This is a genomic window from Stenotrophomonas sp. YJH_SMC_73, from assembly GCF_059370155.1.
The window spans coordinates 24,421-36,264 of sequence record NZ_JCAFTJ010000009.1 but is presented as its reverse complement, the minus strand read 5'-3'; the positions used below and the strand labels follow the sequence as shown (position 1 = coordinate 36,264).

10 protein-coding genes and 1 riboswitch are annotated in these 11,844 nt (G+C 67.8%); of the genes, 4 read left to right on the top strand and 6 right to left on the bottom strand.

Annotated elements, in window-relative coordinates:
• Nucleotides 1-36: 36 nt before the first annotated feature.
• From AC5P8R_RS15090 to metX, 3 genes are read right to left on the bottom strand one after another with little or no spacing between them, the layout of a single operon-like run.
• Nucleotides 37-1,104 carry a homoserine dehydrogenase family protein gene (locus AC5P8R_RS15090; protein ID WP_495223591.1) on the bottom strand — a complete coding sequence of 356 codons (1,068 nt, stop codon included), beginning with the start codon at nucleotides 1,102-1,104 and terminating at the stop codon, nucleotides 37-39.
• On the bottom strand, nucleotides 1,101-2,336 hold the full coding sequence (locus AC5P8R_RS15085) for an O-succinylhomoserine (thiol)-lyase (protein ID WP_046432019.1): 1,236 nt from the start codon (nucleotides 2,334-2,336) through the stop codon (nucleotides 1,101-1,103). The genes AC5P8R_RS15090 and AC5P8R_RS15085 overlap by 4 nt, the downstream gene beginning before the upstream one ends.
• Nucleotides 2,333-3,364, bottom strand: a complete 1,032-nt coding sequence (gene metX / locus AC5P8R_RS15080) for a homoserine O-succinyltransferase MetX (protein WP_014648063.1) — start codon at nucleotides 3,362-3,364, stop codon at nucleotides 2,333-2,335. Before metX ends, AC5P8R_RS15085 begins: the two co-directional genes overlap by 4 nt.
• Nucleotides 3,365-3,441: 77 nt before the next feature.
• Nucleotides 3,442-3,560: riboswitch (SAM riboswitch) on the bottom strand.
• Between the two features lie 148 nt (nucleotides 3,561-3,708).
• Here metX and AC5P8R_RS15075 point away from each other — a divergent pair.
• The 4 genes from AC5P8R_RS15075 to AC5P8R_RS15060 all read left to right on the top strand — a co-directional run bounded on the left by AC5P8R_RS15075 (nucleotide 3,709) and on the right by AC5P8R_RS15060 (nucleotide 9,119).
• Nucleotides 3,709-4,593 carry a M23 family metallopeptidase gene (locus tag AC5P8R_RS15075; protein WP_046432023.1) on the top strand — a complete coding sequence of 295 codons (885 nt, stop codon included), beginning with the start codon at nucleotides 3,709-3,711 and terminating at the stop codon, nucleotides 4,591-4,593.
• Nucleotides 4,594-4,659: 66 nt separating this feature from the next.
• Nucleotides 4,660-6,264, top strand: a complete 1,605-nt coding sequence (locus AC5P8R_RS15070; RefSeq protein WP_014648065.1) for a peptide chain release factor 3 — start codon at nucleotides 4,660-4,662, stop codon at nucleotides 6,262-6,264.
• 160 nt (nucleotides 6,265-6,424) lie between these two features.
• The gene (gene trhA / locus AC5P8R_RS15065; RefSeq protein ID WP_005410682.1) at nucleotides 6,425-7,063 is read left to right on the top strand and encodes a PAQR family membrane homeostasis protein TrhA; all 639 of its coding nucleotides are present in this window, start codon (nucleotides 6,425-6,427) and stop codon (nucleotides 7,061-7,063) included.
• Nucleotides 7,064-7,145: 82 nt separating this feature from the next.
• Nucleotides 7,146-9,119, top strand: coding sequence for an AsmA family protein (locus AC5P8R_RS15060; RefSeq protein ID WP_495223590.1), 1,974 nt, complete (start codon nucleotides 7,146-7,148; stop codon nucleotides 9,117-9,119).
• Nucleotides 9,120-9,602: 483 nt separating this feature from the next.
• Here the strand turns inward: AC5P8R_RS15060 and AC5P8R_RS15055 are convergent, their stop codons facing one another.
• The 3 genes from AC5P8R_RS15055 to mtgA all read right to left on the bottom strand — a co-directional run bounded on the left by AC5P8R_RS15055 (nucleotide 9,603) and on the right by mtgA (nucleotide 11,827).
• Nucleotides 9,603-10,034, bottom strand: coding sequence for a CBS domain-containing protein (locus tag AC5P8R_RS15055; RefSeq protein ID WP_012511858.1), 432 nt, complete (start codon nucleotides 10,032-10,034; stop codon nucleotides 9,603-9,605).
• Nucleotides 9,994-11,013: a glycosyltransferase family 2 protein gene (locus AC5P8R_RS15050; protein WP_046432038.1), complete on the bottom strand. Its 1,020-nt coding sequence runs from the start codon at nucleotides 11,011-11,013 to the stop codon at nucleotides 9,994-9,996. The genes AC5P8R_RS15055 and AC5P8R_RS15050 overlap by 41 nt, the downstream gene beginning before the upstream one ends.
• Before the next feature lie 64 nt (nucleotides 11,014-11,077).
• Nucleotides 11,078-11,827 carry a monofunctional biosynthetic peptidoglycan transglycosylase gene (mtgA, locus tag AC5P8R_RS15045; RefSeq protein WP_032957384.1) on the bottom strand — a complete coding sequence of 250 codons (750 nt, stop codon included), beginning with the start codon at nucleotides 11,825-11,827 and terminating at the stop codon, nucleotides 11,078-11,080.
• Nucleotides 11,828-11,844: the final 17 nt, after the last annotated feature.

Here is an 11,844-nt window from a genome sequence, read left to right as displayed (position 1 = left end):
GCCGAGCGTGGGCTCGGCGCTACAGGAACAATGCGATCAACCCACGATCCGCAGCACGTCATCCAGCAACGCGGCCGCAGTGACTTCCGCGCCGGCACCCGGTCCCTGGATCAACAAGGGTTGGCGGCGGTAGCGATCGCTGTGGATGGCCACGCGGTTGTCGGTGCCGGCACCCTGCGCCAACGGATGATCGGCCGGCAGTTCGCGCAGGCCCACCTGCGCACCTTCGCTGTCAACACGGCCAACGAAACGCAGCACGCGGCCGTTGTCACGTGCCTGCTGCCAACGCGCCTGCAGCGGCGCATCCAGCTGCTCCAAGGCAGCCACGGCATCCTCCAGCGGCAACGCTGCCAGCGCTTCGGGCACCAGTGAATCCACCTGTACCTGCGACGCATCCAGCGCCAGCCCGCTGCTGCGCGCCAGGATCAGCAGCTTGCGGCGCACGTCCTCGCCGGACAGGTCCAGGCGCGGGTCTGGCTCGGTATAACCGGCCGCCAGCGCCTCGCGCACCGCCGCCGAGAACGGCGACTGGCCGTCATAGCGATGGAACAGCCACGCCAGCGAGCCGGACAGCACGCCCTCGATGGCATGGATGTGATCGCCACCGGCCACCAGCGCGCGCAGGCTGCTCAACAGCGGCAGCCCGGCACCAACGGTGGCACTGTCGCCATAACGCGCGCCACTGTCGGCACAGCTTTCGGCAATGGCCTGCGCGCGGGCGAGCTGCGCGCCCCGGCCCAGCTTGTTGGCGGTCACCACATGCACGCCGCGCGCCAGCCATTGCACGTGACGGGCGGCCACGTCTTCACTGGCCGTGGCATCGACCACCACGTCGCCACGCTCCAGCCCTTCGGCGCTCGCCCATGGTGGCGAACTGTGGCAGTCGCGGGGGGCTCGACGTGCCAGTTCCAAGGGCAGCGCCAGGTCGCGATCGATCTCCAGCGCGGTGCGCGAGTTGGCCAGCCATTGCACGCTGGGCAGTTCCAACCCGCGCGCCTGCAGCGCCTGGTAGCGCTGTACGAAGGCCGAACCGACCGTGCCCGTACCGAGCAGCGCCAGGCGTCCCACGCCCAGAGCAGGAATTTCTGCGGCGAGCGCGCTCATGCATCCACCACCTGTTTGCGGCGCGCAGCCGCATCAATCACCGCTTCGGCGCGCTGCAGCGCGGCGCCGAGATCGGCCAGCAGGTCACGCTCGGCCTCGATGCCGACCGACAGGCGCAGCAGCCCTTCGCTGATGCCGGCGGCTGCACGCGCTTCGGCGGTCATCGCCGCATGAGTCATCGTGGCCGGATGTGCGATCAGGCTTTCGACGCCGCCCAGCGATTCGGCCAGGGTGAAACAGCGTAGCCCGTCCACAAATGCACGCACCGCCGCATGCGGATCATCACCGGCGCAGTGCGCCAGTTCGAATGACAGCATCGCGCCGAAGCCATTCTGCTGGCGCGCGGCGATGGCGTGGCCCGGGTGATCGGCCAGGCCCGGGTAGTACACCGCGCCGACCGCCGGATGCTGGTCCAGCAGGGCAACGATCGACGCCGTGTTTTCCTGGTGCACGCGCAGGCGCGCATCCAGCGTGCGCAGGCCGCGCAGGGTCAGGAAGGCATCGAACGGCGAACCGGTCAGGCCCAGCGCGTTGCCCCACCACACCAGCTGCTCGTGCAGCGCCGGATCGCGCGCGACCACCGCCCCACCCACCACATCGCTGTGGCCATTGATGTACTTGGTGGTGGAATGCAGCACCAGGTCCGCACCAAACGACAGCGGCTGCTGCAGCGCCGGTGACAGGAAGGTGTTGTCGACCACCACGAGGGCACCGGCCTTGTGCGCGGCATCGATGACGAAGCGCAGGTCGGTGATGCGCAGCAGCGGGTTGGACGGGGTTTCCACCAGCACCAGCTTTGGCTGCGTGGCCAGCGCCTGCGCCAGCGCTCGCGGATCGGTCAGGTCGGCGGTGACCAGTTCGAAGTGCCCCTTCTTTGCCAACGCGTTGAACAGCCGCCAGCTGCCGCCGTAGGCATCGTGCGGCACCACCAGGGTGTCGCCCGGCTGCAGCAGCGCGTTCAGCACCAGGTTGATCGCGCCCATGCCGGTCGCGGTGATGACGCCGCCGGCGCCGCCTTCCAGTTCGGCCAGCGCTTCACCCAGCAGGTCGCGGGTCGGGTTGCCACTGCGCGTGTAATCGTACTGGCGCTTGTTGCCGAAGCCTTCAAAACTGAAGTTCGACGACAGCACGATCGGCGGCGTGACCGCGCCATGCGCGGTGTCCCGATCGATGCCGGCACGGACGGCGGCAGTGGTACGACTACAGGACGGCTCGTTGGCGTGCAGGCTCATGCGGACTCTCCAGAAGTGCGGAAGGCGGTGGCGAGGATCGCATCGATGCGATCGGTTTCTTTGAGGAAGGCATCGTGGCCATAGGGCGAGCGCAGCACGCGCAGGCTGCCGCGCGGGCCCAGCCCTTCGACCAGGCCGACCAGGTCGGCCAGCGGCACCAGGCGGTCGCCCTCCACGGCCACCACCACGGTCGGCGGCAGGATCGCGGTGGGATCGACGCGGTGCAGGTCGATTGATTCCGACAGGCGCAGGTAAGCGGTCACTGGCGTGCGCGCGACGTACTGCGCACCGGCCGCGTCGAGATAGTCTTCGGCAGCCACGCGCACGCGGCCATTGATGACCTCCGGCGCAGCATCAAAGCGCTCGCCGAACTCTTCCGGGGTGCGGTAGCTGAGCATGGCGAACTGCCGGGCCAGGGCCAGGCCGTGGTCTTCGCCGCACTGCAGCTGGCCCAGCGCGACCGCGCGGCGCTGCAATGCGCGCCAGGCGGCGGCATACGGATGCGGTCGGTGCGCACCGCTGGCCAGCACCAGCTGGCGCACGCGGGCACGATGACGGATCGCGAACTGCTGGCCGACCAGCGCGCCATACGAATAGCCAACGAAGGCCTTCAGCGTGCGGATGCCGAGATGGTCCAGCAGCAGCGCCAAGGCATCGGCCTGGTCGGCGGTATCGATCGGCACATCCAGTGCACCGTCGGCGCCGATGAAGTCGAAGGCCAGCACGCGCAGCTGCTGCGGATCCAGCGCGCGGCCGCTGCCCACCAGGTCTTCGGCCCAGCCCTTCTCGCGGAACTGCGTGTTGGACGCCACGTGGCGATGGGCGGAAATGCCGCCGGCCAGCACCACCACCGGTGCATTGGCCGGACCGACCCACTCATAGCGCAGGCGCACAGGGCTGGGGCCGGCGTGGCGCATCGACAGCACCGCCGCGAACTCACCGCGCTCGGCATGCACGCGGTCTTCGACCGGCACGCTGACGGGGACAAAGGGTTCGGGGCGAATGGCGGTACTGGCGGCGAAGCTCATGGCGGGATCCGGTTGGGGAATCGGCCATCGAGCCTTCGCGGGGCCCGCGTTCGAGATGCACGTGTGGTGCATGGTTCGAACCATCTTTCGGTGGACGCCACGGTCCCCGCAGGATTTGGCACCTACGCAGACGCTTGCGCGCCTGCGGGCTGCCCCGGCTTCAAAGGGCCTGTCCCTCTGCCGGTCTCGATGGTGGGGCCACGATGCCAGCCCTTTCCGGCACTGTCAATCCCTTCATGCGGATAAAGCGATGAATATTCTTGGGACAGCTATGCGAAGGCCGTCGCGGTCGCCCTGTTCAGGATCGGGTACAGTCCGGGCGGTCCATTCCGCTGGAAACGCCGATGTCGCGCCTGCCCCTGTCCTGCCTGCTGCTGCCTCTGCTGGCGAGCGCGACCGCACACGCCGGCGACTGGCGCCAGGGCTGGGGACTGGCTCCCCCTTCCGCCCCGGCCACCCGCGCAGGCAGTGCCGAGGGCGCCGCCCCCATGGCCCAATTGCGCCTGCAGCCGGTCGGTACGCAATGGCAGGCCCGGATCGACAACGGGCTGGCAGGGCCGCTGCAGATCCAGCTGCGCGCCGCCCCCGGGCACCCGGTCGAAGGCCTCCCGGTCGAGTCGCTGATCCAGGGCGACAGCAGCCTGGTAGTCGGCCACCTGCCCGCCCCGATCGATGGCCGCATGCTGGATCTGCGCCTGCAGTCGGTGCCGGGCAACCCGGCCGCACAGGCCGAAGATGTCGCCTACCGCCTGCCATTCGATGCGGCGCGCCTGCGCGTGGACCAGGCGCCGCAGGGACGATTCAGCCATGACGACGAGGAGAACCGCGACGCGGTCGACTTCGCACTGCCGGAGGGCACCCTGGTGCTGGCCGCGCGCGAGGGTACGGTGATGCAGATCCAGGATGGCTTCCGTGGCAACGGCCAGGACCGCGAACGCGATGGTGCCCGCGCCAACTTCATCCGCGTGCTGCACAGCGACGGCAGCATGGCACTGTACGGCCACCTGCAGGCCGGCGGCATGCGCGTGCGTCGTGGCCAGGCGATAGGGGCCGGACAGCCGATCGGCCTGTCTGGCAACAGCGGCTACAGCAGTGCCCCGCACCTGCACTTCGTGGTGCAGGTCAATCGCGGCATGGGCCTGCGCTCGGTGCCGGTGCGCATCTTCGCCGAGCAGGGCCAGCTGCAGTTCGCCCGCCAGGGCGAGGCCGAAGGCGGTACCGGGCGCTGACCGCCCCCGGCCGGTATAATCGGGCGCTTATCTCTTTGAAAAGCGCCCCGGGCGGGCGCCACTGCCATGTCCGAAGTCGCCAACGAAGCGTCGCGTCGCCGCACCTTCGCCATCATTTCCCACCCTGACGCCGGAAAGACCACGCTGACCGAAAAGCTGCTGCTGTTCGGGGGCGCGATCCAGATGGCCGGTTCGGTCAAGGGCCGCAAGGCTGCCCGCCACGCCACCTCCGACTGGATGGCGCTGGAAAAGGAGCGCGGCATCTCCGTCACCTCCTCGGTGATGCAGTTCCCGTATGAAGGCAAGATCGTCAACCTGCTCGACACCCCCGGCCACGCCGACTTCGGCGAAGACACCTACCGCGTGCTGACCGCGGTGGACTCGGCGCTGATGGTGATCGACGTGGCCAAGGGCGTGGAAGAGCGCACCATCAAGCTGATGGAAGTGTGCCGCCTGCGCGACACCCCGATCATGACCTTCATCAACAAGCTCGACCGCGAGGGCAAGGACCCGATCGAGCTGCTGGATGAAGTGGAAACCGTGCTCGGCATCCAGTGCGCGCCGGTCACCTGGCCGATCGGCATGGGCCAGCGCCTGAAGGGCGTGGTCCACCTGCTGACCGGCGAAGTGCACCTGTACGAACCGGGCCGCAACTTCACCCGCCAGGACTCGACCATTTTCCCGTCCATCGATGCTCCCGGCCTGGCCGAGAAGATCGGTGCACAGATGCTGGCCGACCTGCGCGACGAGCTGGAACTGGTGCAGGGCGCCAGCCACCCGTTCGACCTGCAGGCCTACCGCGAGGGCAAGCAGACGCCGGTGTTCTTCGGCTCGGGCGTCAACAACTTCGGCGTGCAGCCGCTGCTGGACTTCTTCGTCGAACACGCACCCGCACCGCAGGCGCGCTCCACCACCGGCCGCGAGATCGCCCCGGAAGAAAACAAGCTGACCGGCTTCGTGTTCAAGATCCAGGCCAACATGGACCCGCAGCACCGCGACCGCGTGGCCTTCATGCGGGTCTGCTCGGGCCGCTTCAGCGCCGGCATGAAGACCTTCCACGTGCGTACCGGCAAGGAAATGAAGCTGGCCAACGCGCTGACCTTCATGGCCAGCGACCGTGAGATCGCCGCCGAGGCGTGGCCGGGCGATGTGATCGGCATCCACAACCACGGCACCATCTCCATTGGCGATACCTTCACCGAAGGCGAAGCGGTCACCTTCACCGGGATCCCCAACTTCGCCCCGGAACTGTTCCGCCGCGCCCGCCTGCGCGATCCGCTCAAGCTCAAGCAGCTGCAGAAGGGCCTGGCCCAGCTGTCCGAGGAAGGCGCGACCCAGTTCTTCCGCCCGCTCACCAGCAACGACCTGATCCTGGGTGCCGTCGGCGTGCTGCAGTTCGACGTGGCCGCCTACCGCCTGAAGGACGAGTACGGCGTGGAAGCCACCTTCGAGCCGGTGAGCGTGACCACTGCGCGCTGGGTCCACTGCAGCAACGAGAAGAAGCTGGAAGAGTTCCGCGAGAAGAACGCGCTGAACCTGGCGCTGGATGCCGCCGGGCACCTGGTCTACCTGGCGCCGACCCGGGTCAACCTGCAGCTGGCCCAGGAACGCTCGCCGGACGTGCGCTTCTCTGCCACCCGCGAAGCGGCGCATACCGTTTCGGCAGGCTGATGCCACGGGGTCGGATCCCTTTCCGGCAGGAAAGGGCTCTGACCCCAGCCAACGCAAGGCAGGCATTCACCCACCATACGGTGACAGGCGTGCACGCATCGCCCATCGCGGCGATGATAGGGGGGTGCGGGTCCCCCTCCCCGCGAACAATGCCTACGCCATGTCCACGACGTCCATTGCTTCGATCCGTGAAGAAATCGCCAGCGCCCTGACCCATGGCCTGGGCGCGGTATTCGCCCTGGCAGCCAGCGCGGTGTTGATCACCCTGGCGGCGATCTACGGCGACGGCTGGCAGCTGGCCAGCGCGATCGTATTCGGTATCGCGCTGTTGCTGCTGTACACCGCCTCCACGCTGTACCACGCCATCCAGCATCCGGTCGCCAAGGGCCGGTTGAAGGTGTTCGACCATTGCGCGATCTATGTGCTGATCGCGGGCACCTATACCCCGTTCACCCTGATCGGCCTGCGCGGTCCGTGGGGCTGGGGCCTGTTCACCGCGATCTGGGCGCTGGCGCTGGGCGGCGTGGTGTTCAAGCTGTTCTACACCGGCCGCTTCAAGGTGCTCTCAACGGTGATCTACATCGCCATGGGCTGGCTGGTGGTCGTGGCGATCAAGCCGATGTGGGCCTCGATCGATGGCGGCACCCTCACCTGGCTGTTCGCCGGCGGCCTGTCGTACACGCTGGGGACCTATTTCTACCACCGTGAATCGATCCCGTACTCGCATGCCATCTGGCACCTGTTCGTGATCGGCGGCAGCGTCTGCCACTTCGTCGCGGTCACCATGCAGGTGCTGTAACGGCCGCTCGACGGCAGCGCGTGCACACCATGCACATGGTCGCTTCGCGCCCTGTCCACGAAGAGGGGGCAACCATGGCAGCGTGAATGCTGCCGCCTCCCCTGCCGCAAAGCGCACGCCCCGCTGGCGCCTCCGCCGCCCCGGCCCACGAGGCCGGCGCTGGCTCACGATCCTGATCTTCCTGCTGGCGGCGATCCTGGTACTGATCGCGTTGTGGGACTGGAACTGGTTCAAGGGGCCGGTGGAGCGCGCGGTGCAGGCACGCACCGGCCGCGTGCTGCACATCGGGAACCTTGATGTCGACCTCGGCCGCACCAGCACGATCCGCGCCGATGCGGTCACCTTCGCCAATGCCAGCTGGGCGAAACAACCCGATATGGCCAGCGCCGACCGCGTCGAGATCGACGTGCGGGTCTGGCCCCTGCTGCGCGGCAGCGTGCAGCTGCCCGAAGTGCGCCTGACCCGGCCGGACGTGCTGCTGGAAACCGCCCCGCGCAAAGGCGAACCGGGCAACTGGGATTTTCTCGGTGACAGCGCCGGCGGGACCAGCCCCCAGCTCAAACGGTTGCGCGTCGATGACGGTCGCCTGCAGTTCCTCGATGCGCTCGGCCGCACCGATATCCGCGTGGACGTGCGCAGCGGCCAGCCGGAACAGGCCGACGCGGCGCCACCGCTGCTGGTGCAGGGCAAGGGACGCTGGCAGGGCAATCCGTTCACCCTGCGCGGTGGTACTGAATCACCGCTGGAGCTGACCGACAGCGGCCACCCGTTCCGCATCCACCTCGACGGTCGCGCTGGCGCCACCCACGCCGTCGCCAGCGGCACATTGACCAATCCCTTCCAGCTGCGCGTGTTCGACCTGCAGTTCGCGCTCAGCGGCCAGGACCTGGCCGACCTCTACCCCTTGCTCGGCATCGCCATTCCGCCGTCCCCGCCCTACGCGTTGAACGGTCGGCTCAAGCGTGACCACGACCTTTGGCGTTACGAGCAGTTCACCGGCAAGGTCGGCGACAGCGACCTCGGTGGCAACCTGCAGTTCGAAGTGGGAGGCGCGCGCCCGCGACTGACCGCCACGCTGGAATCCAGACGCCTGGACTTCGATGACCTGGCCGGCTTCGTCGGTGCGCCACCGAAGACCGGCGGCGGCGAAACCGCCAATGCAGAGCAGAAGGCCGAGGCCGCACGGGTCGCCGCGCGTGCGCGTGTGTTGCCGGACACGCCCTACAACCTCGGCAAGCTGCGTGCGATGGATGCCGACGTGCGTTGGAAAGCCCACCGCATCAACGCGCCGTCATTGCCATTGGACGACATGGATGCACACCTGTTGCTGGATGACGGTGTGCTGCGGCTGGACCCACTGAACTTCGGCGTCGCCGGCGGCGACATCCGCAGCACGATCCGCATGGACGCGCGCCAGCCGCAGATCAGTACCGCGCTGAAGGCCAGTGTGCGCGGTGTGCAGCTTGGCCAGTTGTTCCCCGACGCCAAGCTGGCCGAACAGGCCAAGGGTGGCATCGGCGGCGAGGTGGACCTGAGTGGCCGCGGCAATTCGATCGCCGCGATGCTCGGCAGCAGCAGCGGCAAGGTCGGCCTGGCAATGGGCCGTGGCCATGTCGGCAACCTGGTGATGGAACTGGCCGGCCTGGACATCACCGAGTCGCTGAAATTCCTGGTGACCGGCGACAAGCAGATTCCCCTGCGTTGCGCCTTCGCCGACTTCGGCGTGCGCGACGGCCTGATGACCAGCCAGGCGCTGGCGGTGGATACCACCGACACGATCCTCATCGGCGAAGGCACGGTCAGCCTGCGCGACGAGAGCCTGGACCTGCTGTTGAAGCCACGCCCGAAGGACAAGAGCATCCTGGTGCTGCGCTCGCCACTGCACATCGCCGGCGCTTTCAAGGACCCGTCGTTCCGCCCGGACTTCAAGGCGCTGGGCATCCGCGGCGCGGTGGCCCTGGCACTGGGCAGCATCGCCCCGCCGGCGGCATTGCTGGCAACCATCGAACTGGGGCCGGGCAAGGATGCCGACTGCGGGGGGCAGTATGCGAAGTAGGGTTACAGCGTTGTTCGCGGCGCCTGCATTGATGGTGGCTTGAGGGGGACGGGTGACGCAGGCAGGACACGCCGCAAGTACGTCCCTGTAGGCTCGATGGCGCCATCCATGGCGCCAACGGTCCTGCCTGCCTCACCCGTCCCCCTCCTGACAGTTTCCTGCGCGCGCGGAACGAGAGCGGAAATTCAAAGTCAAAAAAAAAAGCAAAGTCAAAAGCTGTTGCCAACCAAGGTTGGCGGCTACCAAAGGCGAGGCACCGCGCATGTACGCACCGCGCTCGCGGAAATGTTTCCAGAGGCGGAGGGCATGGGCGTGCAGGACCGTTGGCGCCATGGATGGCGCCATCGAGCCTACAGGGACGTACTTGCGGCGTGTCCTGCACGCCCATGCCCTCCGCCTCTCCGACGTATCAGGAAGGCGCCGCTTCTGCTTCTGCACTTGCTGTTGGCGGGCCGGCGGGCCGCAGGCCCGCCGGTGAACACCTCACCCCGCCACGATGTACTGCTGCAGCTGGTCCAGCTCGCGCCGCTGCGCATCAATCACCGACTTCACCAGGTCGCCGATGGAGATCACCCCCAGCACCTGCGCGCCCTCCACCACCGGCAGATGGCGGATGCGGTAGTCGGTCACCAGTTGCAGGCAATGCTCCACCTGCTCACCGGGCGACACCGTCACCACCTGCGCCGTCATGATCTCCGCCACCGCGGTATCGCGCGATGAACGATCACGCAGCACGATCTTGCGTGCGTAGTCACGCTCGGACAGGATCCCGACCAGCCGCGGCCCGTCCATCACCAGTACCGCACCGATGCCCTTTTCCGCCATCAACCGGATCGCATCGATCACCGCCGCGTCCGGCGCGACCGCATGTACTTCAGGAGACTTGCCATCCAACAGTTGTCGTACCGTCGTCATCTGCCTGCCCTCCGAGGGTGGGTTGCAGGGCCGAGTCTGCCACGGCGGATGCTAGCCACGCGTCAACCAGGTACAACGGCCGCTGCTTGGACTCTTCGTACAGCCGCCCCAGGTACTCTCCCACCAGCCCCAGCGCGATCAACTGCACTCCCCCCAGGAACAGGATCACCGCCATCATCGTCGGCCAACCCGCCACCCGGTCGCCATACAGCGCCGCCTTCACGATCACCCACAGGCCGAACACGAACGCGACTGCGGCGGTTGCCAGTCCCAGGTAGGTGGCAGCCCGCAGCGGCACAGTCGAGAAGCCGGTGATGCCTTCGAGGGCGAAATTCCACAGCCGCCACAGGCTGAATTTGCTGGTGCCGGCCACGCGCGCGTGGCGGTGATAGGGCACGGCAATCCGCTTGAAGCCTACCCAGCTGAAAAGCCCCTTCATGAAACGGTGGCGCTCACGCATCCCGCGCAGGGCGCTCAGCGCGCGCGGGGACAGCAGGCGGAAATCTCCGGTATCGGCCGGAATCGGCGTACGCGACAGGCGACCCATCACCCGGTAGAACATCGCTGCCGTGGCGCGCTTGATCCAGGACTCGCCATCGCGGGCCATGCGCGTGCCGTAGACGTTGTCATGGCCCTCGCGCCAGCGCGCGACGAATTGCGGCACCAGCTCCGGCGGGTCCTGGCCGTCGGCATCGAGGATCATCGCTGCCCCCTCGTGCACCAGATCCAGGCCCGCGGTCAGCGCCGCCTCCTTGCCGAAGTTGCGCGACAGCTTCAGCGCCGAGACGCGCGCATCAGCCTGGGCCAACCCCGCGATCACCTCCCATGTGCGGTCATGACTGCCGTCATCCACATAGAGGATGTGGCCGTCGATGTCGGGCATGCCGTCCAGCACCGCGCACAGCCGTGGATGCAGCAGCGGTAATGCCAGGGCCTCGTTGTAGGCGGCGATGACAAAAGTGAGCCGTTCGCGGGTCATGCCCGGATTGTACATTGCCGGCCAGGCGCACGACCCGTCGCCCGCCGCTCACGCCACGCCTGCCTCAGTCCTCCGACAAGTATGACGCGCCTCCCAGCTGGCGCGCCTGGCGCTGGATCCATGCGGCGCGCCGCTGCACATACGGCCCCGGTGCGGCCGCGTTGTAGCGTCGCGGTGCCGGCAGTACCGCCGCCAGTCGCGCACTCTCGGCCGGGCTCAACCGGGCCGCGTCCTTGCCCCAGTATTTCTGGGCTGCCGCCTGCGCACCGTACACACCATCACCGAACTCGGCGATGTTGGCGTACATCTCCAGGATGCGCTCCTTCGGCCACAGCGCCTCGATCAGCACCGTGTACCAGACTTCCAGGCCCTTGCGGATCCAGCTGCGGCCCTGCCACAGGAACAGGTTCTTGGCCACCTGCTGGCTGATCGTGCTGGCGCCACGCAGGCGCCCTCCCCTGGCGTTATGGTCGCGGGCCTTTTCGATGGCCTGCAGATCGAAGCCATTGTGGTCGGGGAAGCGCTGGTCCTCGGCCGCCACCAGCGAGATCGGCAGGCTCGGCGCCATCTGGTCGAGGTCGCGCCACTGGTAATGCAGCCGATAGGACCAGTCCGCCTCGCCCAGCGCCTCGCCATAACGCCACAGCATCACCGTGGACACCGGCGGGTCGATGAAGCGCAGCACCAGCACCTGCAGGCAGCTGAAGGCGGCCAGCAGCACCGGCAGCCACAGCAGCCGCTTCCAGCGCCAGCGTCGCCGGCGCGGTGCGGCCACCTCCGCCACTACCTTGTGCTGCTCTCCCGCTGCCCCCATTACTGGTGCATCCTTCT

Bases quoted from the DNA above. Each gene is read 5' to 3' on its own strand.
- AC5P8R_RS15070 (WP_014648065.1), top strand. From the start codon at position 4,660: ATGTCCGAAGTCGCCAACGAAGCGTCGCGTCGCCGCACCTTCGCCATC.
- metX (WP_014648063.1), bottom strand. From the start codon at position 3,364: ATGAGCTTCGCCGCCAGTACCGCCATTCGCCCCGAACCCTTTGTCCCC.
- trhA (WP_005410682.1), top strand. From the start codon at position 6,425: ATGTCCACGACGTCCATTGCTTCGATCCGTGAAGAAATCGCCAGCGCC.
- AC5P8R_RS15050 (WP_046432038.1), bottom strand. From the start codon at position 11,013: ATGACCCGCGAACGGCTCACTTTTGTCATCGCCGCCTACAACGAGGCC.
- mtgA (WP_032957384.1), bottom strand. From the start codon at position 11,827: ATGGGGGCAGCGGGAGAGCAGCACAAGGTAGTGGCGGAGGTGGCCGCA.
- AC5P8R_RS15075 (WP_046432023.1), top strand. From the start codon at position 3,709: ATGTCGCGCCTGCCCCTGTCCTGCCTGCTGCTGCCTCTGCTGGCGAGC.
- AC5P8R_RS15055 (WP_012511858.1), bottom strand. From the start codon at position 10,034: ATGACGACGGTACGACAACTGTTGGATGGCAAGTCTCCTGAAGTACAT.
- AC5P8R_RS15085 (WP_046432019.1), bottom strand. From the start codon at position 2,336: ATGAGCCTGCACGCCAACGAGCCGTCCTGTAGTCGTACCACTGCCGCC.
- AC5P8R_RS15090 (WP_495223591.1), bottom strand. From the start codon at position 1,104: ATGAGCGCGCTCGCCGCAGAAATTCCTGCTCTGGGCGTGGGACGCCTG.